At 45.6% G+C, this 23388-nt stretch carries 16 protein-coding genes; 10 read left to right on the top strand and 6 right to left on the bottom strand.

What is annotated here, in order from left to right:
- Positions 1-114: 114 nt before the first annotated feature.
- Positions 115-615 carry a GFO_1088 family ECF-type sigma factor gene (locus tag NQ544_RS09610; RefSeq protein ID WP_006849390.1) on the bottom strand — a complete coding sequence of 167 codons (501 nt, stop codon included), beginning with the start codon at positions 613-615 and terminating at the stop codon, positions 115-117.
- A gap of 156 nt (positions 616-771) precedes the next feature.
- Between NQ544_RS09610 and NQ544_RS09605 the strand changes: the two genes are divergently transcribed.
- Positions 772-2352 carry an L-lactate permease gene (locus NQ544_RS09605; RefSeq protein ID WP_006849388.1) on the top strand — a complete coding sequence of 527 codons (1581 nt, stop codon included), beginning with the start codon at positions 772-774 and terminating at the stop codon, positions 2350-2352.
- Positions 2353-2436: 84 nt separating this feature from the next.
- On the opposite strand, the gene NQ544_RS09600 is transcribed toward NQ544_RS09605, so the two are convergent.
- Positions 2437-3381 carry a DMT family transporter gene (locus NQ544_RS09600; RefSeq protein WP_006849387.1) on the bottom strand — a complete coding sequence of 315 codons (945 nt, stop codon included), beginning with the start codon at positions 3379-3381 and terminating at the stop codon, positions 2437-2439.
- 176 nt (positions 3382-3557) lie between these two features.
- Here NQ544_RS09600 and NQ544_RS09595 point away from each other — a divergent pair, with 176 nt between their 5' ends.
- Both NQ544_RS09595 and NQ544_RS09590 read left to right on the top strand, forming a co-directional pair.
- Complete coding sequence (locus tag NQ544_RS09595; protein WP_006849386.1) at positions 3558-4373, top strand: AAA family ATPase; 816 nt, start codon at positions 3558-3560, stop codon at positions 4371-4373.
- Positions 4374-4389: 16 nt separating this feature from the next.
- Complete coding sequence (locus NQ544_RS09590; RefSeq protein ID WP_006849385.1) at positions 4390-5388, top strand: DUF4435 domain-containing protein; 999 nt, start codon at positions 4390-4392, stop codon at positions 5386-5388.
- A gap of 256 nt (positions 5389-5644) precedes the next feature.
- On the opposite strand, the gene NQ544_RS09585 is transcribed toward NQ544_RS09590, so the two are convergent.
- Genes NQ544_RS09585 through dxs form a run of 3 tightly spaced genes read right to left on the bottom strand, consistent with a single transcriptional unit; the run spans position 5645 to position 10365 of the window.
- Positions 5645-7102, bottom strand: coding sequence for a TrkH family potassium uptake protein (locus tag NQ544_RS09585; RefSeq protein ID WP_006849384.1), 1458 nt, complete (start codon positions 7100-7102; stop codon positions 5645-5647).
- A 30-nt stretch (positions 7103-7132) separates the two neighbouring features.
- Complete coding sequence (trkA, locus tag NQ544_RS09580; protein WP_006849383.1) at positions 7133-8476, bottom strand: Trk system potassium transporter TrkA; 1344 nt, start codon at positions 8474-8476, stop codon at positions 7133-7135.
- Positions 8473-10365 carry a 1-deoxy-D-xylulose-5-phosphate synthase gene (gene dxs / locus NQ544_RS09575; protein ID WP_006849382.1) on the bottom strand — a complete coding sequence of 631 codons (1893 nt, stop codon included), beginning with the start codon at positions 10363-10365 and terminating at the stop codon, positions 8473-8475. The genes trkA and dxs overlap by 4 nt, the downstream gene beginning before the upstream one ends.
- A 178-nt stretch (positions 10366-10543) precedes the next feature.
- On the opposite strand from dxs, the gene NQ544_RS09570 reads away from it, so the two are divergent.
- The 7 genes from NQ544_RS09570 (at position 10544) to NQ544_RS09540 (ending at position 21380) form a co-directional block, all read left to right on the top strand.
- Complete coding sequence (locus tag NQ544_RS09570) at positions 10544-11950, top strand: C1 family peptidase (RefSeq protein WP_006849381.1); 1407 nt, start codon at positions 10544-10546, stop codon at positions 11948-11950.
- Positions 11951-12037: 87 nt separating this feature from the next.
- Complete coding sequence (locus NQ544_RS09565) at positions 12038-12532, top strand: RNA polymerase sigma-70 factor (RefSeq protein ID WP_006849380.1); 495 nt, start codon at positions 12038-12040, stop codon at positions 12530-12532.
- An 80-nt stretch (positions 12533-12612) separates the two neighbouring features.
- A complete protein-coding gene (locus NQ544_RS09560) occupies positions 12613-13581 on the top strand; it encodes a FecR family protein (protein ID WP_006849379.1) in 969 nt (322 codons plus the stop codon).
- Between the two features lie 188 nt (positions 13582-13769).
- Positions 13770-17294, top strand: coding sequence for a SusC/RagA family TonB-linked outer membrane protein (locus tag NQ544_RS09555; protein ID WP_006849378.1), 3525 nt, complete (start codon positions 13770-13772; stop codon positions 17292-17294).
- A gap of 3 nt (positions 17295-17297) precedes the next feature.
- Positions 17298-18719 (top strand): RagB/SusD family nutrient uptake outer membrane protein, encoded by a 1422-nt coding sequence (locus tag NQ544_RS09550; RefSeq protein WP_006849377.1) that lies wholly within the window; start codon positions 17298-17300, stop codon positions 18717-18719.
- Between the two features lie 38 nt (positions 18720-18757).
- Positions 18758-19945: a TlpA family protein disulfide reductase gene (locus NQ544_RS09545; protein WP_050758669.1), complete on the top strand. Its 1188-nt coding sequence runs from the start codon at positions 18758-18760 to the stop codon at positions 19943-19945.
- Positions 19946-20096: 151 nt separating this feature from the next.
- Complete coding sequence (locus NQ544_RS09540) at positions 20097-21380, top strand: L-cysteine desulfidase family protein (protein WP_006849375.1); 1284 nt, start codon at positions 20097-20099, stop codon at positions 21378-21380.
- A 671-nt stretch (positions 21381-22051) separates the two neighbouring features.
- Here the strand turns inward: NQ544_RS09540 and NQ544_RS09535 are convergent.
- Positions 22052-22951, bottom strand: a complete 900-nt coding sequence (locus NQ544_RS09535; RefSeq protein ID WP_006849374.1) for a diaminopimelate dehydrogenase — start codon at positions 22949-22951, stop codon at positions 22052-22054.
- Between the last annotated feature and the right edge of the window lie 437 nt (positions 22952-23388).

Here is a 23388-nt window from a genome sequence, read left to right as displayed (position 1 = left end):
TTAGATAGAGCTCGTTATCCCGAACTGAGGTATTCATTGATATCCTTGAATTCATTGATATCCTTGAATTCATCGATTCTTTTTATTTTATCGTTCATATTCTTTCCTCCTTCTTTATTTTGTTCTGTTCTGTTTCACGATATTCATATAGGTCTCTCTGATTTTGAGTCGGGCTCTGGAGAGATTCTTTCGGAGATTATCAGCTGTGCATCCCGTTATCTGCATGATTTCATCGGCAGTATAGCCTTCTATCTCCTTCATGCGGAATATCTGCTGCTGCAAGGGCGGGAGCTGTGCCACTATCTGTTTGATGAGATTTACCTCGTCCCGTTGCTCTGCCCGCCGGTCTTCTATGGGTACTTCCATTACCTTGTCGGTGGTGAAGTTCCGCTCCTCATGCCTGCACTGGTCATAAAACCTGTTGCGCATGATGGTGATGGCGAGCGCCTTGAGGTTGTCTTCTGCCTGGATATTTTGGCGCATGTCCCACAGCCTGAGCATGACTTCCTGCACGAGGTCTTCGGCATTGTCGTCACTCTCAGTCAACCTTAGCGCATACGCTTTCAGGTGGCTGCGCATTGGTAGGATGATATGGTTGAATTCTTCTGTTCTCATAACCTTTACACTCTATAGACGTATGAAATTGAAAAATCGGACATCTAAGAAGAGATTTTTTTCAAATAATGCTTTCTTTTTTCAAAGAAATATGTTATTTTTGCAGTCATAAACATAAAATTTAGCAATCGAAAACATTAAAAAACTGAATGGCTTATGGCATCTGTAGTTTCTATTATTCCCATCGTGTTGCTGTTCATCCTGATGCTCGGCTTCAAGATGGCAGGTCATAAAAGCGCCTTGCTGACGCTCGTAATTACCGTGTTGCTCGCTCTCTTCGCTGCTTCGCCGCTAGGCATGATTGCCCCAGAACATGCGGAGGACAGCGTGATTGCCCTGACGGGATGGGCGGTGGTGGAAGGCATCCTGAAGGCGGTATTCCCGATTCTCATCATCATACTGATGGCTATCTACAGCTATAATATCCTCGTGGAAAGCAAGCAGATAGAGGTGATCAAGAAGCAGTTTACATCGATTACCGATGATAAGGGATTGCTCGTGCTGCTCCTCGTATGGGGATTCGGCGGACTGCTCGAAGGTATGGCGGGCTTCGGAACGGCGGTGGCGATACCTGCTGCCATCCTCATCGGACTCGGCTTCAAACCGATGTTCTCGGCTCTGGTTTCCTTGATTGGTAATACCGTGGCTACGGGATTTGGTGCCGTGGGTGTACCGGTTACAACGCTCTGTAACGAGGTGGCTGAAAGCGGATCGGCTTCGGCGGCTCAGATTTGCGAGACTTCGGCCTTCGCCATTATCCAGCTGGCACCTCTCTTTATCATCCTGCCTTTTATTATCCTGACGCTTACCGATAAGCATAATCTTATCAAGAATCTCATCATCGCCCTCTGGGTGGGAGTGATTTCCGTGATAGTGCAGTTTGTCTGCGGCTATTATCTCGGTTCGGAGACTCCAGCCATCATCGGTTCGCTGGCAGCCATTATCGCCATCATCGCATACGCCAAGGTATTTGCCAGAAAGAGTAAGGTGCAGGATAAGGAAACCTTTACGCTTGCCGAAAGCCTGAAGGCATGGAGCGTTTACCTTTTTATATTGATATTCATCCTGGTTTCCGGCGCACTCTGTCCTCCGGTCAATGCTTTCCTCAAAAGTCATCTGGTGAGTGCGGTTCATCTGCCAGTGCTCGACAGCACCTTTAAGTTTGGCTGGATATCCAATGCAGGCCTGATGCTCTTCCTGGGTGCTACGATTGGTGGATTGATTCAGGGATTGAGCCTTAAGAGACTGTTGGTGATTCTTGCCCGTACCACGGTGAATCTGCGAAAGACGGTGGTAACCATCTGTTCGCTGATAGCCCTGGCGAGCGTGATGAACTATTCGGGAATGATTACTTCCATCGCCTCCGGACTGGTGGCATTAACGGGAGATTTCTATCCTCTGGTAGCACCGATGATTGGTGCCATTGGAACCTTCGTTACGGGGTCTGATACCTCTTCGAATATCCTCTTTGCCAAGCTCCAGGCTCATGTTGCCAACCAGTTGGGCATGACGGGGCAGAGCACATTCTTCGGTATGGAGGGCGGTCAGGAAAACTGGCTGGTTGCTGCCAATACCACGGGAGCCACGGGTGGCAAGATGATCAGTCCGCAGAGTATTGCCATTGCTACTGCAGCCTGCGATATGGAGGGAAAGGATGGAGAGATTCTCCGTTCGGCCATCCCATACGCCCTGCTGTATATCGTATTGGGCGGACTGATGGTTTACTTCGGTTGCTGATCTTCTTTTCTTATATAAAAAACTGTCCTCATCTGTTATCTCAGATGGGGACAGTTTCTGTTTTATAAATAGACATTAAATCTTTTAAGGATGCCTTTTCTCGTAGGCCAGGCTGTGGTCGTGCTGGTCGATATCATGCTTCGACTTGCTCTTTACCACGAGCCATACACCAGAGAAGATGAGGATGGCAGCAATCGCCTGCATACCCTTGAATACGGCGAGACCCACGAAAACACTCACGGTAACCGATACCAGCGGCTGCACATAATTATATACACTTACCACGGTAGGGCGCAACGTCTTCTGACCAATCATCATGCAGATGTAACCCAGGAAGGTGCCGAAGAAGATGACGTAGCCCGTTTCCCACCAGGTGCTCATCGGAACATGGGCAAAGTCGATGCTCATCACGTGGCTGATGGTGAAAGGCCATATCAGGACCGTTGCCCAGAGGAACATCCACTTGTTGATGGTGAAGAGCGAATACTTAGACAGCAGGTTCTTGAAGAGCGACAGGTAGAGGGCGAAGGAAAGCTGCGCCGACATACAGAGCAGGTCGCCCCAGATGTTTCCCACCTTGGCATTGCCAGCCGTAGCACTCGTCATGATGATGATGACGGCACCTGCGCATCCCATCAATACACCGAGTGCCTTCTTCCAGGTGATAGGCTCCTTCAATATCAGGAAGGAGAGAACCATGGCGAAGATAGGCATCGAGGTGGTCATGATGCTGGAATTGCTAGGCGAGGTCATGTTCAGACCGATGGTGTAAGAACACTGGTTGAACACGAGGGCGAAGAGTCCGGCAGCAGCAAACTTGAAGATGTCTTTTACTGGAACATGCTCTTTCTTGGTGAATAATGAGGTGAGCCAAAAGAGGAGAGCACCACCCAAAACACGGAAGCTCACCAGGTCGATGCCGTTGATGCCGTGAAGCATGGCATCCTTGCCTACGGGAGCCATCAGTCCCCAGAATGCGCCGGAACAGAAGAGGCACAGGTGGGCGATAAGAGGTCGTTTGTTATCCATTTTTTCCTTATTTCTATTTAAATCTTCCTATTTTTGAATAAAATCGAGTGCAAAGGTACAAAAATTCGAGGAATTTTGCTATATTTGCGGTATATTTTTTGAAACTTAAAGGAGTTAAGAAGTTAAGACAATAGTCTTTTTCCGTTCTTGACGGTTAAAGATAGGAGATTATTCTTATGCAGAAATATGCTGATTATATCAAACAGATAGAGATTGAATCTCTCTGGAGCGGTACCAAACATATTCTTTGGAACCTAGACCGCCGTGTCAATATCCTGAGTGGTGTAAACGGCGTGGGCAAGAGTACTATATTAAATAAGGTGGTAAAGGGTCTGGCGGCTGGCGGTGAATTCCCTAGTCACATGATCAAAGGTGTGCATCTGAAGGTGGAGCCGGAGGAGGCAAAGTGGATTCGCTACGATGTAATCCGATCGGTAGATAGACCATTGATGAATGCCGAGATGATCAACAGGATAGACCTTACCCTGGTTACCGAACTCGACTGGCAGCTCTTCCAGTTGCAGCGCAAGTATCTGGATTACCAGGTGAACATCGGCAACCGCATCATCGCCGTCTTGCAGAGTGGCGAACCGGATGCAGCCTTCAAGGCTCAGAAACTGAGTGAACCGAAGAAGATGTTCCAGGATATGGTAGATAATCTTTTCAAGGATACCGGCAAGACCATCATCCGTACTGCCAACGAAATCCGCTTCAACCAGATAGGCGAGCAGCTCTCGCCTTATCAGCTCTCGGCTGGTGAGAAGCAGATTCTTGCCATCCTCCTCACCGTGCTAGTGGAGGATAACCAGTCATACGTCCTCTTTATGGATGAGCCGGAAATCAGCCTTCATTTCGAATGGCAGAAGCAGCTCATCGGTCTGGTGCTGCAGCTTAATCCGAATATCCAGATCATCATGACCACCCACAGTCCTGCTGTGGTCATGGATGGATGGACCGATAGGGTGACGGATGTGAGCGACATCACGATATAAGTGAAAAAGAAGTATTATGGCTAAACGTTTAACTGATAATATCAATTCCCAGTTCTTCGAGGCAGCCAACAGGATGACTTCGAAGAAGGCTCGGCGCAAGATTGTGGCTTACGTCGAGAGCTATGATGATGTCTTCTTCTGGCGTTCTGTACTGGGAAAGTTTGAAAATGAAAAACGCTATTTTGATATCATGCTGCCTACCCGTAACCAGCATTTAGACCGAGGCAAGAAGGCTGCTATCTCCAGTATGCTGAAGGGAGTAGGTAGGGATATGATAGCCTGTGTAGATGCCGATTACGATTATCTGCGTCAGGGCTCAACTGAGTCTTCCCAGCAGATGTTGGAGAATCCTTACATCTTCCATACCTATGCCTATGCCATTGAAAACTTCCAATGTTATGCCAGAGGATTGCACGAAACCTGTGTGATGGTGACGCTCAACGACCGTCGCATCTTCGATTTCGAGCGTTTTCTTGAGTCCTATTCCCGTACCATCTGGCCCCTCTTCTTATGGCACATGCTGTTCTATGTGCGTCATCGCAAGATGTCGATGCATTTTGATATGGCGGAGTTTGATAAGGTCATCATGCTGCCTTCTGTCCGAATCCAGGATCCTAAATGGGCGATAGATTATTTGGGAAAGAAGGTGCGGGCAAAGCTGTTCCAGCTGGAGCGCCGCTTCAAGAAGCTTAAGGATGAGTTGGATGAAATGGCTCTTTACCTCAATAATCTGGGTGTAAACGAGAGCAATACCTATTTATATATACAGGGTCATCATCTCTTCGACCTGGTAGTAAGTCCCATCGTCCAGAGCGTCTGCGATGCTTTGCGCAACGATAGGGAGAATGAAATCCGCGACCGTGCCCTCCATTCCGAGCAGGCCCGCACCGAAATGGCATGCTATGAGAACAGTCTGGGCAAGGTAAAAATGATGATGAAGAAAAACACCTTCTACCAGTTCTCACCGGAATTCCAGAAGATACAGGCGGATGTGGAAAAGTATTTGGAAAGGTAAAAAGGATATTTAAGGTAAAAAAGTAAAAAGGTAAAAAGAAAGCAGGCAGATGATATCTCGCCAGGCTCTTTTTACCTGTATTTAGTTTATAAATGTACTCTTCGGTACGGTTTCTTACTCTCCGGTAAGGCTTTTGCTGAACCTATACCTTATTATATATAACGCTTTTTGTGCGAAATATACTTAGTCTAGTAAGCGTATTTCTTACTTCAAATATCAACTTCTCTTTTATTTTCTAACTCCCCCTCTGGGTATGTTAGTTCTCTCTCCAGAATGCTGGCGTTAAGATAACCAGCACACTGAATATTTCCAGACGACCGATGAGCATCATCAGCGAGCAGAACCATTTTGCCACATCCGGCAGTTCGCTCCACGACATGGTTGGTCCGATTTCCGTACCCAGCGTAGGTCCCACATTACCAACACAACTCAGGGTGATGGTGATGGCATTGGTATTGTCGATGCCCATGGCTATCATCGTGAACGATATCACCAGACAGATGATGAGATAAGTGGTGAGGAAGGCAAGCAGCGTAACACGCTTCTGCATCGGTACGTTCACACCATCAATCTTCAATGGCAGTACGGCGTTAGGATGCAGAATCTGGCGGAATTCATTCTTCACCATTCTTACCAGCATCACGCCACGGATACATTTCAAACCTCCACTCGTACTGCCCGAGCAGGCTCCGAAAAACATGCAGGCTGCCAATACCACCCAGGTAACGTGAGGCCAGAGGGCTGCATCGTCGTTAAACAGACCGGTGGTAGTGATGAAAGAAACCACCTGGAAGATAGCACTTCTGAAGGCATGTTCCACATCGTAGTTGCGCATCGCTATCAGCTCTACCATGATGAAAGCCGTGAAGGCTGTAACGAGGAACATATAGAACTTAAACTCTGAATTCTTGAACAGATCCTTGATCTTGAACTTGATGACGGCTGCATAGAGCAGGGTGAAATTAACACCCGACAGGAAGCAGAAGAAGGCACAGATGTATTCCAGTGCCGGCGAATGGAAAAACGAGGTACTGCTGTTATGAGTAGAGAAACCTCCTGTAGCCGTAGTGGTCATCGCATAGTTGAAACTGTCGAAGAGACTCATTCCTGCCACATAGTAGGATGCGATGCAGGCAATGGTGAGCATCAGATAGATACTCCATATCCATTTAGCCGAAGTGGAAAGCCGGGGATGCAGTTTCGTTTTGATAGGTCCTGTTGCCTCGGCAGCAAACACCTTGGTCTGTCCACCTACAAGCGATGGCAGCAGGGCGATGGTGAAGAACACGATTCCCAGACCGCCTATCCATTGGGTGAGCGAACGCCAGAAAAGCAGTCCGTGGGGGAAGCATTCTACATCGTCTAATATTGTAGCTCCCGTGGTCGTAAATCCCGACATGGTTTCAAAGTAGGCATCGGTAAAGTTATTGATGTATCCACTCACCATGAAGGGGAGGGTTCCGAAGAAACTGAATACAATCCATGAGAGCGTTACCACGAGATAGGCATCACGGCGCGACATTGAGTTATCGGCTCCATGACCTCGCCATTTCAGCACCAGTCCGCCTCCGATGGTGGTAAGTGTTGCCACAATGAAGGCAAAGATGTCGTCCTGCTGGTAATAGAAAGCTACCAGCAGACTGACGAAGAGCAGGAATGCTTCTATGAAAAGCAGTTGCCCTAAAATCTTATATATTAATTTGCTGTTTATCATATATGAAGTATTTCTCTATCTCCTTCACGCTTAGATGAAGTATTTCTCAATTTTCTTCATGTTGATGTTGTGGCAGAAAACCATCACCGAGTCGCCCGGTTCTATCTGGGTATTACCCGAAACGAGCATTCCTTCTTCACCGCGAACCAGTCCACCGATGGTTACACCGATAGGCATGCCGAGTTCCTTCACCGGTTTCTTGGTTACCTTCGAACCTTCTTTGGCTATAAACTCAGCTACATCGGCGTTAGCACTCATCAGGAATCTCACGTTCATCACGTCGGCATCGAGCATCATCTGGTAGATGTAGCTGGCGGCAATCATCTTCTTGTTGATGATGGTACCGATATCCAGACTCTCTGCCATGCTCACGTAGTCTACGTTTTCTACGGCAGCCACCGTCTTGCGCACACCCATTCTCTTGGCGGTAAGACAGGCCAGGATATTGGTTTCGGCGTTACCGGTCAGTGCCACGAAGGCCTGAGTACTGCGGATACCTTCTTCTACGAGCAGCGGAATGTCGCGTCCGTCACCATGAATGATGAGCGTCTTGTTCTCATCGAGAATATCGTTGAGATATTCGCAGCGCTCCTCACTCATCTCGATAATCTTGCATTCCATATATTCCGGCATCTTCTTCACGGCTCTTACGGCTGTGCGTCCGCCACCCATAATCATCACGTTCTTCACATCCACATAGTGCTCCTTGCCTACAATCTTGCGGATATATGGAATATAGTTGCGGGTGGTCATGAAGTAGGCGAGGTCGTAGAGTTTCAGCTCGTCGTTACCGCCAGGGATGATGGTATCACTGCCTCGCTTGATGGCTACCACGTGGTATGGGTCGTTAGGACCGCTGATGTTCTTGAGCGGTTCGTTCAGTATCTCGCATCCTTCGCGCAGTTTGATGCCGAGCATGACGAGTGCGCCGTCGTGCACATCCCAGCGCTGACGTACCCAACTCATTTTCAGTCCGTTATTGATATCTACGGCTGCGAGCATCTCCGGATAAATCAGTTTGCTGATACCTAATTCTTTGAAGAATTCCTGAGCCTGCTGATCCATATATTCCGGATTATCCACGCGGGCCACCGTTCTTTTGGCACCCAGGTTCTTGGCAAGGATGCTAGCTGTGATGTTGGTACTTTCTACCGGAGTAACGGCGATGAAGAGGTCGGCATCTGCAACCCCCGCATCGCGTAAGATGTGAAGACTGGTAGGCTTGCCCAGCATGGTGAGCAGGTCGCAGTCGGAGCCAATGCTTGCCAGACGCTCTTCGCTTTCATCGATGAGCGTAATCTCTTCATTGCTGCGTGACAGGAGTCTCGCCAGGTGAGTACCTATGGCATATGCGCCAGCTATAATTATTTTCATTTCTTAATTGCTTCTTTGATTGATTCTTTATCGAGATGTACGATTTCTCTGAGCTGTGCCACGGTTCCGTGTTCCACAAACTCATCTGGCAATCCCATTCGGGTCATCTTTGGCTGATAGTCATGGTCGTTCATCCATTCCAGTACGGCTGAGCCCATACCGCCCATACGAACGCCGTCTTCGATGGTGATGATGCGGCTGAACTTTTCGCCCACCTCTTTCAGAATGTCTTCATCGAGTGGCTTGAGGAATCGCATATCGTAGTGGGCGATGCTCATTCCGGTTTCGGCTTCTACCTCAGCAATAGCCTGGGCAGCATCGTTTCCTATAGGACCGATGGTGAGAACGGCTACATCGGTGCCGTCTTTCAGTTTTCTGCCGGTACCGGTCTTGATTTCCTCCATCGGGTTGCGCCAGTCTACGAGCACACCCTTGCCTCTCGGATAACGGATTACATAGCTGCCATGACCTGGCAACTGGGCTGAATACATCAGGTTGCGCAACTCATGTTCGTTCATCGGAGATGCGATGGTGAGATGCGGAATCGGACGGAGAGCCGCCATATCGAAGGCACCATGATGGGTAGGTCCGTCTTCACCTACCAGTCCGGCACGGTCAAGACACATGATAACCGGCAGGTTGAGCAGTGCCATGTCGTGGATGATGTTATCGTAGGCACGCTGTGCAAACGAACTGTAGATGTTGCAGAAAGGGATGAGTCCGTCTTTCGCCATACCTCCTGAGAAGGTGACGGCATGCCCCTCGGCAATACCTACATCGAAGGTACGGTTTGGCATCGCCTTCATCATGATGTTCATGGAGCATCCTGTAGGCATGGCTGGCGTCACACCTACAATCTTCGGATTTTTCTGAGCCAGTTCCAGCAGCGTCTCTCCGAAAACATCCTGATATTTAGGAGGCTGGTTGCTGGTATCGGCAATGATTCTCTCACCCGTTTCCGGATCGAATTTGCCTGGCGCGTGCCAGATGGTAGCACTCTTCTCGGCAGGTTCGTAACCCTTTCCCTTGGTGGTATGCAGGTGCAGCAGCTTAGGACCCTTCATGTTCTTGAGCTGTTTGAGCACTCTCGCCACTTCCTTCACGTCATGACCGTCGAAAGGTCCGAAGTAGCGGATATTCATACCCTCGAAGATGTTCTGCTGATGACTCAGTGCCGACTTCAGTGCATTGTTCAGGCGCAGGATGCCCTTCTTACGGTCTTCGGTGAGATAGCCTTTGGAGTGCAGCCACTGCGATGCCTTGAAGCGCAGGCGGTTGTAGGTCTCGTTGGTATCGAGGTTCAGGAGATATTTCTCCATACCGCCCACAGCCCGGTCGATGCTCATATCGTTGTCGTTCAGGATGATGAGCATGTCGTTAGGTGTACTTGATACGTTGTTCAGTCCCTCGAAAGCCAGTCCGCCGCTCATGGCTCCATCGCCAATGACGGCTACCACATGCCTGTCGGTATCTCCGTTTTCGCGTGCGGCAACGGCCATACCGAGTGCTGCGGAGATGGAATTGCTCGCATGTCCGCAGGCGAAGGTATCATATTCGCTTTCTAAAGGTGTAGGGAATGGACGGATGCCGTGCAACTTGCGGTTGGTGCAGAAGTTTTCGCGGCGTCCTGTTAATATCTTATGTCCGTAGGCCTGGTGTCCCACATCCCATACAATACGATCGTATGGGGTGTTGTAGATATAATGTAGGGCTACGGTTATTTCCACCACGCCAAGAGAGGAGGCAAAATGACCGGGGTTGACGGCAACCTCGTCGATAATGTCTTCTCTTAACTCTTTGCAGACTTGTGGCAGCTGGTCAATGCTCAGCCGTCTCAAATCTTCCGGGTATTTTATACTACTTAATAGACTAAACTTGTTCTTGTCCATGTTTTCTTCGTGAAAATCTTGTGCAAAGATAATGCTTTTTTCCTATATAAAGCACTTTTGAGGCAATATTTTCGCTTTTTCCGATTATTCTTTGTATTTTTGCAAAAGAAATTTCAGAAAAAGGAATGAAATCCGGAATTAGTTATATAATAATAAGCAAATAAATACCTTTATCGTGATGAGAAAAAATGTATTACTTTTGGGAGCCATGATGATGGCTTCCATGTCTCTGATGGCGCAGACCAAAGGTGGCGGCATCAGTCAGTCTGCTCTCCAGCAGATGGAGAAAAGCCAGCAGGCAGGTGTAGCCAACAAGGCACTCTTCAATGCGATAGCCAACAACAGCATTGATGACCTTGTGAAGAATCATGCCAACGAGGCCCCGGTTGATACTCATTTCAGCATCGAGACTCCTTCGCAGAGCATTCACAACCAGAAGAGTTCGGGCCGTTGCTGGATGTTCAGCGGTTTCAATGTGCTCCGTTCTAACTTCGCCCTCAATGACAAGCAGGGTAGAGTGGTGGAGTATTCTCAGGATTATCTCTTCTTCTATGACCAGCTGGAGAAGGCTAACCTGATGCTTCAGGGTGTTATCGACCTTGGCAAGAAGAGCATCGAGGATCCTCAGGTGCAGTTCTTCTTCAAGAATCCGCTCAATGATGGTGGTACTTTCTGTGGTGTTGCCGATTTGGCAAGCAAGTATGGTCTTGTACCTATGAGTGCCCAGCCTGAGACCTTCTCAAGCAACAATACTTCCAAGATGAGCCGTCTCGTAAGCAGCAAGCTCCGCGAGTATGGTCTGGAACTCCGTAAGATGGTGGCTCAGGGCAAGAAATCTGCAGCTATCCAGGCTCGCAAGAACGAGATGCTCGGTCAGGTTTATCACATGCTGAGTCTTACTCTCGGTGAACCGGTAAAGGAATTTACCTATGCTTTCCGCGACAAGGATGGCAAGCAGATTGGCGAGGCTAAAAAGTATACTCCTAAGAGTTTCTATGAGGAAACCGTAGGCAAGGACTTGAACGGTACCTTCCTGATGGTGATGAACGATCCACGCCGTCCTTACCACAAGACATACGAGGTAGAGTACGACCGTCATACTTATGATGGTCATAACTGGAAGTATCTGAACTTGCCTATGGAGGAGATTGCCCAGCTCGCCATCGCCTCTCTAAAGGACGGTCATAAGATGTATTCAAGCTATGATGTGGGCAAGCAGCTCGACCGCAAGCGCGGCTATCTGGCACTCGACAACTACGACTATGGAAGTCTCTTCAATACCTCATTCCCAATGAACAAGGCTGACCGCATCGCTACTTTCGATAGCGGTTCTACTCATGCCATGACGCTGACAGCTGTAGATCTCGATGCCAATGGCAAGCCTGTAAAGTGGAAGGTGGAGAACAGTTGGGGTGCTGACAATGGTTTTGCCGGTTGCTTCATCATGACCAACGATTGGTTCAACGAGTACATGTTCCGCCTGGTAGTAAACAAAAAGTATGCTTCTGAGCAGCTCTTGAAGGAATTCGACCAGAAGCCTACCATGCTGACTCCAGATGATCCTCTGTTCCAGTTGGAAGACTAATAATAAGAATATTCAAAGCCATATATGGTGTATCATGCGCCATATATGGCATATTGTTTCTAGTAATCAACATAGAATTAGGTATAGATGAATAAGCGGGAAGTTTTTGGGCATTTTTTCAAATCATATTATGGTCGATTATATTATTATGCGCTGCAACTCCTGAAAGATGAGGAGGCAAGCCGAGATATCGTGAGTGGCGTTTTTGCTCACGTATGGGAGAATTTCGACTCATATGACATGCAAACCTTGCCAGCCTTCTTGCTTAAAACCGTGAAAAATAAGTGTTTAGACTATCTTCGGCATACAGCTGTTCATGCACAATATGCCGATTACTATCTTCATGCAGTAGATCAATGCTATGAAGATAATGATATCCAGAAAGAACGTCAGCGGCAAGTAGAAGAAATGTTGGATTTGTTACCGGATACTACTCGTCATGTTTTGGAAGAATGTTATCTTAACCATAAGAAATATCGGGAAGTGGCAGATGAGATGAATGTCTGTCAGGAAACGGTCAAGCGCCATATCATAAAGGCCTTGAAACTGTTAAGAGAACATTATCATCAAATAAAAACTTGAAAATAATCAAAAGAATCTCAATTGGGGATGTTACCATTTTGGTAGGTAAAACGTATTATTTTTAGTAAAGAAATAGAAATATGATGAAGCAAACAGATATTTTTAATGATGAGAGTTTACAGAATGACTTCCAAGACTTGGTTGCCATAGAACAGGCTATGATACGCAAAACATATCCTCTGCCAAATCTTGACAAGGAGTTGGAGAAGATAGTAGGCAAAGAAAATTCGGATGCCGAAGAGCCTGTGAAACATCAATATCCGATGATGAAAATGCTGATGAGTGCTCTGATGGGCGCTGCTGCTATGTTGGCGATAGTTTTTGTATGGCAGTGGGTGAGCTCAAGGCAGACTATTGATGGAGCTACCGGAAATCGGATAACGCAAAATGTATCTTCTGAACAAGATATGACAATGCTTCAGACTGCAGATGGTGAGATGATTACTCTGACACTGGCTGATGGCACTGAAGTAAAGCTCAATAGTAATAGTAAGATTACTTATCCCCACTGCTTTAAGGGAGCAGAGCGTATGGTGCATCTTGAAGGAGAAGCATTCTTCAAGGTAAGGCACGACAGTAAGCGTCCTTTTGTGGTGGATGCAGGTGGTGTCTTGACCAAGGACTTGGGTACTTCTTTTAATATCAAGGCTTATCAGGGTAGTGACTGTAAAGTGACTTTGGTTGAGGGAAAGGTGGAAGTTCTGGCAAAGAACAGTCAGCATAAACCTGTGACATTGAATCCGGGACAGCAATATTCCTTAAGTGCAAAGGAGACTGTTTCTGGGCAGATAATTAATGTAAATACGGATGAAACTACCGCATGGGCAGATGGTGTGCTCTATTATCACGACCAGACTTTGGAATACATCTTGGATAATCTTGCAGCATATTATCAGAGTAAGGTGGTTTTTAGAAATCCTGCAGTCAAAACCAAGCATCTCGATTTCTCCGCAGATAAGAGTGGCAGTATAGAGGATGCTATAGGACTCTTGAATAATCTGGGAGTTGCAAAGGTTAGTTTTAAGGGAAATACTATATATATAGAATAAGGTATTTAAGTAAATCTTGATGTATCGTCACATCGGCATTTCTGGGAAATTATAATTCCTGAAAATGCCGATGTTTTAGTTTTATTTGTAAGAAAACAAACTTTTTTTATTATTTTTTGAAAGTAGATGTTACCGATTCGCTGTCAGAAACGTATTTTTATTATAGTATTAACGAAAAAGAGAGAAATATGAAAGAAGTAAGATGTGTATTCATGTTTGCTGTCCTGACTTTATGGATGGCATTGCCTGTAGGAGCACAGAATGCAAAGAGAGGCATCACGATGTCGCTCGTTAATGAGTCTTTGGCTTCTGCATTGAGAAAAGTACAGCAGGAGTCGGATTATAAGGTGAGTTTTGTGATAGAGGACGTAAAGTCCTATACCACAACGGTTCATCTGAAGAATGCTTCTGCCTCAACTGCCGTAAAGCAGATTTTACAGGGTAAACCTTTCACTTACTCAGTAAGTGGTAAGTTTATTACCGTCAAGAAGGTTTCGCAACATAAAACTGCAGCTGAAGCTACAGATAATGGAGCTGCCATCCGCCCCCTCTCAGGAACAATTACCAATGAGGATGGAGAACCTATGATTGGCGCTTCTGTTGTAGTGCCTGGCAGTCCTTTTGGAACCGTGACTAATACGGATGGTAATTTTGAGTTTTATATTCCTAAAGGATGTCATGAGGTTACGGTTTCGTATGTCGGTATGAATGACCAGAAGGTAAAGGTGGCTGGTAGGGATCATGTGAAGATTGTGATGTCTGAAAATAAGACCATACTTGGTGAAGTGGTTGTAACGGGTTATCAGACAATCTCTAAGGAGCGTGCAACCGGTGCTTTTACCAAGGTAACAGCTGATGAACTGAAAGACAAGAGGTTGGGTAATCTCTCTACTGTGCTGGCTGGCGAGGTTGCCGGATATAATGACGGCATGATTCGTGGCGTAACCACGATGAATGCCTCTGCTTCTCCTCTCTATGTCATAGATGGCTTTCCAGTAGAGAAAACTAAGTTGACCGGCAATGGAACTGGTGATATTACCGAGGAAATCCCTGATTTGAATATGGATGATATTGAGAGTATTACTGTTCTTAAAGATGCTGCAGCTGCTTCCATCTATGGTGCTCGTGCTGCCAATGGTGTCATTGTCATCACTACCAAGAAATCGGCAGCTAAGGGTAAGACCAATGTCTCTTTCAATGCTTCTCTTACCTGGCATCCTTATTCTTATTATACAGATTATCTCGCCAATTCTTCTCTTGTTATTGATTTGGAGAAGGAGTGGGCTGCGCAGAATCCGAATCTTGCAGGCAATGGAGCTAAGGTATACGCTCAGAATATGTTGGATCAGAAAATCTATACGAGCGCGGGTATCTGCAATATCTTGAATTATTATGCAGGCAATATCTCTGAGTCAGAAATGAATGCTAAACTGACTGATTTGGCTGGAAAAGGTTATAACTACTATGACCAGATGAAGAAGTATGCTAAGCGCGATCCGTTGTATCAGCAGTATAATATGAATATTGTAAACAACTCGGTGAATAATCTCTTCAAGGCTTCGGTCACTTATAAGTATAATACCCTCGAAGATAAGTATTCCAATAATCAGAGTTTAGGTATCAACCTTACCAATACTTCTCATTTCACGAAATGGCTTTCTTTGGATTTAGGTGCTTACCTAAAGGTGGGTGAGGATCAGACACAGAACTACAATGTCCTTTCTCCTGGATATTCTGTTTTGCCATACGATAATTTAGTGAATGCTGATGGCTCTTGTTATACCAAGCCGATGAGTGAGAGATATGATGCAAGTACTTTGACTATCTATCAGAAGTATGGTCTTTATAATATGGATATCACTCCTTTGGAAGAGCTGGATCGTCAGATTACCACCAACAAGGAGTTGGCTTTACGAACTTTTGCCCGTCTGAATGTACAGATTCTGCCCTGTTTGAAGTATGCTGCTTCCTTCCAGTACGAACGAGCTTCATATCGTGGTGAAAACTGGGCTGATAAAGCTTCTGCGCAGGTTCGGGGTGTGGTAAACGAGTATGCAACCGATAATGGTGATGGCTCTGTCAATTATGTGATTCCTTATGGGGATATCCTGGTTCGTTCAGACCAATATACCTCTGCTTATAACTTCCGTCAGCAGTTGAGTTTTGATCAGACTTTCAAGGATGTTCACAGCGTAACTGCTATTCTGGGCACGGAAACCATCCAGAACAAGCAGGAATTGCATCGAGACAAACTGTTTAACTATGATTCTCAGATGTTAACATCCAGTATGGTGAATGATGCTGATTTGTTGAAAGGTATAGCGGGTGTGCTGGGATATAAATCTATGACTGCGACTGATTTATCTGCTTCTTATGAAAATGTAAACCGTTATGTTTCGGTATATGGTAATGCTGCTTATACTTACGATGACCGTTATAGCTTGACTGGTAGTTTACGATGGGACCGCTCTAATCTCTGGGGAACCAGTTCGAAGTTTCAGAACAAGCCTATCTGGTCGGTAGGTGCCAGTTGGATTATCAGTAAGGAGAAGTTCTTCCACGCAGATTGGGTCAATTATTTGAAACTCCGTGTTTCTGATGGTATTGCCGGTAACGTATCTAAGAATTCTGCCCCTTATATGGTGGCAAGCTATAATAATAACGGGCATGTGGGAGGTACACAGGGATATGTGCAGTCGCGTGCCAATCCGATGCTGAGCTGGGAGAAAACCAATACCTTTAATATAGGTATCGATTTCTCGCTCTTTAAGAACCGACTCAATGGTACTGTAGAGTATTACGACAAAAAGGGTACCGACCTCCTGGCTTCTTCCATGGGTGTACCTACTGAAGGTTGGGGCTACAGCACCTATACCATCAACAATGGCGAGATGTACAATCGTGGTGTAGAAATTTCCCTGAGTGGTGAGGTTCTGCGTACCAGGGATTTCTCATGGAGAGCCAATATGACTTATGCTTATAATAAGAATGAGGTGACTTATGTAAATGTAAAGGCGCCGGTTTATATTCTTCAGTTGGATTACCCTTCGGCTTATCCTATTATCGGCAACGAATATAATGCAATCTATGGCTATAAGTGGGCTGGATTGAGTGAAGAAGGATTGCCACAGGTGTATAACGAGAATGGTGAGAAAGTAACTAATCAGCCAACGACATTGGATGCCATCTCTTACATGGGTACTACCACTCCTAAGTATAGTGGATCTTTCGGAACCAGTATCAGCTACAAGGATTTCGATTTCAGTATGCAGTTCCTTTTTGCGGGTGGTCATAAGATGCGCAATGCCAATCCTGCTTTCCTCACTTGCAGTTATTCCAGCGTAGGATATATCTCCAATATTGCGGGAGCTAGTGCCGGACTTGCTAATCGTTGGCAGAAACCAGGTGATGAGGCTTATACCAATGTGCCAAAGGCTGTTTTTGCCGAAAGTGGTTTGTCTGCATCTTCTTTGTATAGTACTTATTTTTATTCTGATATCAATATCCTTGATGCCAGTTATATTCGTCTGAACAACATTTCTCTGGCTTATCATTTGCCAAAGTCGCTGTGCCGTTCGCTCTATATGCAGAGTGCCCGTGTTCAGGCTAATGTGGAGAATCCGTTCTTCTGGGCAAAGACCAAACAGGCTAAGTACCAGCTGGGTGGTTATAATGCCACCAACTATGTGTTAGGCATTTATCTCAACTTTTAAATAATGAAGAAAATGAAACAGAAATTAGTATATATGGTGTTGTTGCTGGGCATGGTTATGGGACTTGCCTCTTGCGATAACTATCTCAATATAGAACCAAAGGGCAAACGCATCCCTAAGTCGCTCGCCGACTATGAGGCTTTTCTCCGTTACGAGTATGGTACTCATCGCATGCCGGTTTTGCAAACGTGCTATTTGCTTAATGATGAATATCTCACCAATTCGTATGCCAGTTATTATCCGATGTATAAGGCTAACTACAATTGGGAGGAGGAAACCGATCGTGCCTATTGGAACTCTGCAGATGAGAGTACTTATTATGTGGCTTATGGCACTATCAATACCTGCAATCTGATATTGGAAGATGTGCCTAATACAACAGAAGGTACTGAGAAAGAAAAGGCTGAGGTGATGGCATATGCCAGAGTGTTGCGTGCGATGAACTATTTCAATCTCGCTAATTATTATGCTGATACCTACGAGCCTTCAAATGCTGCCAGTAAGTTGAGTGTACCTCTGATTACGAGCAGTCTTCAGAATGCTCCATATCATCAGGCCACCATTCAGGAAATCTATGAATTCATTTTGAATGATTTGAACACGTCGGTAGCTGATCTTCCAGATATGGGTACCACGCTCCTCCATCCGGGCAAGGGAGCTGCCTATGCTATGTTGGCACGTACCTATCTTCAGATGATGAACTATGAAAAGGCGTTGGAGTTTGCTGATAAGGCTCTTGCCATTAATGATAAGTTGGTTGATTGGGTTGGATTCTATAATGATAATAAGGGTGTGATAGGCCAAGAGGGTGTTTATCCTTCTTTGAAAACGCCATTGGGATTTGATAGCCAGGACTGTTATAATTTCAATTATGCCGATAATAGTTCCAACTATGCATCTGCGATATTCAAGATACCGGTAAATCGTGCTGCCGGATTCGAAGAGGGAGATGCTTATTTCTTGAGCAATTGGAAACTAAGAACGATGGGTGCAGAAACTTATTATCAGGGGTTGACCAATGGCTATATCAATCTTGCTGGTATGAGAACCGTGGAGCAGTATCTTATCAAGGCTGAATGCTTGGCTCGTAAGAATCAGTTGACAGATGCTATGGATGTGCTCAATGAGGTGCGTAAGACATATATCCTTCCAGAGAAATATCAGCCACTATCGGCGTCCTCTGTGGCAGAAGCTATCCGGTATATACGTCAAGCTAAGGATAATCAACTTATCTTCTCTATCGTGCCGTTTGGCGATGCTCGTCGCTTCAATGCTGAAGGTACCTATGCCCGCACGCTGACAAAAGAGATAGATGGCAAGCAGATAAGTCTTGCTCCATCCTCTCATCTCTGGACCTTCCCATTCCCTAAGGGAGCCATTGATAATCCTGGCAACGGAAGTTTCGTACAGAATGTGGAGAAGTAATGAGCGTTAAAATAAATCTTTCTAATAATTGTACAAATATGATGTTTAAAAAAACAATTTTCTCATTGGCATTGGCGCTCATCTCTGTGATGAGTGCTCATGCTCAGAATGCAGACGAGTGTATCATTGATGCAATCTTGAATGGTGTGCCTGATGGTACGGAAATGGAAGCTGTCCTGGCTGCTACTCATCGCAACGAGAAACCTCTCGCTAAAGGTGTGGTAAAGGGTGGAAAACTTACTTTAACCATCCCTGTTACAGAGGCTCGTTTTATCGGTGTCGGTCCAAGAAATGGTGTTTTCACTTTTAGTCTGATGACCAAAGGTGGCGAAAAAGTGCAGGTGTCTCTCGATGCCAAACCCATCAATGATGGGGGGAACACTGGTTTTAATGCCAGCAATGTCAAGATTTCCGGCAGTGCTATGAACGAAGAATATCAGACAAAAATCGGATCAGTGAGGGATATGCTTGATAAGATGTATAAGGATATAAAAGATAAGCATAAAAAATTGATTGCAGAACAGAGCAAGGCTTACCAGGCAAAGGATAAAGCTAAGATGAAAGCTTTGGAAGATAGTGACGAGGGAAAAGAGATGGCTACCGAACAGAAGAATTTCTTTGATACGGTGGAGTCTTCTTATGGAAAGTTGTATTCAGACAACAAGGATTCCTGGTGGGGACCTTTCGCCATGCTTTGTACCTTGAACTATTTCACCAAGGAAAACTCCAAGGAATGGAATTCGTTCTCAGAAACTGCTAAGAATAGCTTCTATGGAAAGTTGCTCAACGAGCAGATTAATCCACAGGGACTTGCAGGTGAGACTTTGCCTCAGTTCGAACTCCAGCAAGTTGATGGTTCTAAGGTGAGCATGGCTTCTTGTGTAAAGGGAAAGAAGTATTATCTGGTTGATTTCTGGGCTTCATGGTGTGGACCTTGCCGCAAGGAAATTCCTAACCTCAAAAAACTTTATGAACTGTATAAAGGAAAGGGACTGGAAATAGTAAGTGTTTCTATCGATAAGAATGAAACTGCTTGGAAGAAAGCGCTTGCTGAGGAGAAACTTTCTTGGCCTAACGGACTTGACCGTGCCGGTATAGCTGATTCTTATAAGGTAAAGTTCATTCCTGCCATCTTCCTGGTAGATGGTACTACAGGTAAGTGTATTGCTGAGAATGTCCGTGGTACGGAATTGGCTGCAAAGTTGGCTGAACTATTCTCGAAATAAGATATTTAGACGAAAAGTTTGGCTAAAGTGCTCCATTTATATAAAGATAAACCGTATTTTTTCGATAATATCGTGAAATACGGTTTATTTTTTGTATTTTTGTACCCGAAATAATGGTAAGAACGTTATTTATATAAAAGCTATATAGATTATGTTAGAGAAAAGTAAGCGTGAGCGCATCATTGCGCTCGTTAATAAAGAGGTGGTTCCTGCCATCGGCTGTACCGAACCGATGGCTGTGGCACTATGTACAGCCAAGGCTGCTACTACATTGGGCAAGCGCCCTGAACGTATCGAAGTTCTTCTGAGTCCTAATATGCTCAAGAATGCGATGGGTGTCGGCATTCCTGGCACGGGTATGATCGGTTTGCCTATCGCCGTATCGCTGGGTGCGCTCATCGGAAAACCTGAATATCAGCTGGAAGTGTTGAAAGACCTCACTCCCGACAGTCTGGAGCAGGGCAAACAATATATCAAGGATGCGGATATCAACATCAAACTGAAGCAGGGGGATGTAGATAAACTCTATATCGAAATCATCTGTCATGCCGGTGAAGACCAGGCTACGGCAATTATCTCCGGTTCACATACCCATTTTGTGTATGTTGAGCGTAATGGCGAGGTGGTGCTCGATAAGCGTGGCGGTACTGTGGGCGATGAGGCTGATGATGATATCCAGCTCAATTTCCCGATGGTTTACGAGTTTGCAACAACAGCTCCGCTCGATGAGATTTCTTTCATTCTCAAGACCAGGGACTATAATATGAAGGCTGCCGAGTTGAGTATCAAAGGCAACTATGGGCACTGTCTGGGCAAGACGATGGACCGTCCGTTGAGTCATGGTATCTTCGGTGATAATATTTTCTCGCATATCATCTCCAGCACCGCTTCAGCCTGCGATGCCCGTATGGGTGGCGCCATGATTCCGGTGATGAGTAACAGTGGCAGCGGCAACCAGGGCATCTGTGCAACGAACCCTGTGGTGGTTTATGCGCTAGAGAACGAGAATACCGAGGAGGAAATAATCCGTGCCCTGATGCTCAGTCATCTGACTGCCATCTATATCAAGCAGAGCTTAGGCAAGCTTTCAGCTCTTTGCGGTTGTGTGGTAGCCAGTACTGGCAGCAGTTGCGGCATTACCTATCTGATGGGTGGCGATTATACCCGCATCTGCAATTCTGTCAAGAATATGATAGCCAATCTCACCGGTATGATTTGTGACGGAGCGAAACCAAGTTGTGCCCTGAAGATTTCATCAGGTGTCAGCACTGCTCTTCTTTCCGCCCTCCTTTCTATGGAAGGCAAGTGTGTCACCTCTGCCGAGGGTATCGTAGATGATGATGTGGATAAGTGCATCCACAACCTCACGAGCATCGGTGCCGATGCGATGAGAGCTACCGATGATATGGTGCTTGATATCATGACGCATAAATAATATAGCTTTTGATAAGTTATTTAAATAGTCTTAGAAACCTATATTGTTTACCTTTTAAATATAGTTTCGTATGGTTGCCGGCAGCTGCCAGCAACCTTGCTGCCATATGCCGACAATGTTGCTGCCATATGCCAGCAACCTTGCTGGCGGCTGCCGACTATTGGATAGATCTACTTCTTCAGGCCGATAGATACGGCTTCTGTAGCTAATGCACATGCTTGCAATGGATTATAAAACAAAGCTACAATGGACTTAAAGCATGATGTTTATACTATTCCCAATATTATGATCTTGCGTATCGCTATCATCTTATTCTTAAAATTAAAAGATATTAAAAAACTGGCTTTTTCTTGGAGATAATCGCGGATATGTGTATAGTTGTACTGTCCGATAATCGCGGATAGGTGTAAAAAACGGAAAATATTAATCGCGGATATGTGTAAAAATCGAGAAATCTTAATCGCGGATAGGTGTAATTATGGGGTGTTCGTATAGTTGTATATGTAAACAAAATTCCTTGTAAATCATTGTCTGGTCAACAGACGAGAATGAGTAAACTCGAAAGAAATAAATGGAAACGGCTCGCAAGAAATCGAAACTTCTTGCGAGCCGTTTTATTATTGTGATGCAAGTGAATTCTTCACTCTTCACTCTTCTTTCTTCACTCCCAATTATACGAGTGTTGCAACGATTTCCTCACGGGTTCCTGGCAACATATCGATAACTGGAATCTCTGGCATGGTGTAGCAACCTGGCTGCAGACGGAATGAAGCACGAGCCACGTTAACTAATACCTGAGCGGTGAGGGCTGGGTTGTTGATGCTCATGTTGAACTCGAAACGCTGGTTCTGGGTCTTGCCTGATACACCCTTGCGAACGAGGTTCACACCATGACCCATATCCTTTACATCATCTACTGATGCTACGGCAAATACGTGGGTCTCATCATGAGCGAAGTATGGATCGGCCTTGATTTCGGCTGTTACATCCTCAAGCTTGGCACCTTCTTCCAACTCTACATAAACCATACGGCGGTGGATACCCTCACCCAATGGGATAGTTACAGAGAGCGCTTCCTTTACGCCCTTCTTGCCACGAACACAAACTGAGTGACCCATACTCATACCAGGACCGAAGTTGGTGTATGTCAAGCCCTTAGGAGCAAGGCTCTCCATCAGAACACGTACGATAGAATCAGAACCTGGATCCCAACCAGCAGAGATAACGCTTACCTTGCCAGCCTTCTTGCAGTTCTCCATCTGCTTAGTACGGTAGTCGAGGATGCTGGTGTGGATATCGAAGCTGTCTACGGTGTTGATACCGAGGGCAACGATCTTCTCTGCATACTCAGGGCAAGAGCGGGTAGGGGTTGCGAGGATAGCAACATCTACATCCTTCAACTTGGTGATGTCATCTACTACTTCATAGTTTGCCAACTCAGCTGGTTTGTCCTTGGCACCCTGGCGACGTACAATACCTGCAATCTCAAAGTCAGGAGCTGCTTCGAGTGCCTCAACAGTAAACTTACCGATGTTGCCGTATCCTACTACGGCTGCTCTAAATTTCTTCATTGTCTTATTTCTTTTATTTTGTTGTTTTAATTTCTTTTATTTCTTGCGGTTTAGTCATCCAACGGATATGTTTTCCGCTCTTTATTCTATTTCCGGTTGCAAAAGTATAGCTTTTTCTTGAAATACGTGACGTTTTAATAGAATTTTAACTCATAAAAGTTGCAAAAAGTAGTAAAATCATAGTTTTTAGGTATGAATAAGCGGAGATTTGTAAGGTATCTGCAGCAAGAGCCTTACAGTTTCGTTATTTTGTTGCGAAACATCATACATCCCCTTTCCGATACCTCCCGATGTGCTTTGAATTATGTCCTGACGTAGCTTTTGCTGCGTCCCGACGTCTCTGGCTCTGCGTCGGGACGTATGACATGCTACGTCGGGACGTAATTTTATGGAACTCTATTACAATAATCCCGCCCTTCGCACGTTATTAAAATATT

The sequence above is a fragment of the Segatella copri DSM 18205 genome (genome assembly GCF_025151535.1).
Taxonomy (GTDB): Bacteria; Bacteroidota; Bacteroidia; order Bacteroidales; family Bacteroidaceae; genus Prevotella; species Prevotella copri.
The sequence above is the reverse complement of the archived record's forward strand: the minus strand, read 5'-3'. Positions and strand labels throughout refer to the sequence as shown.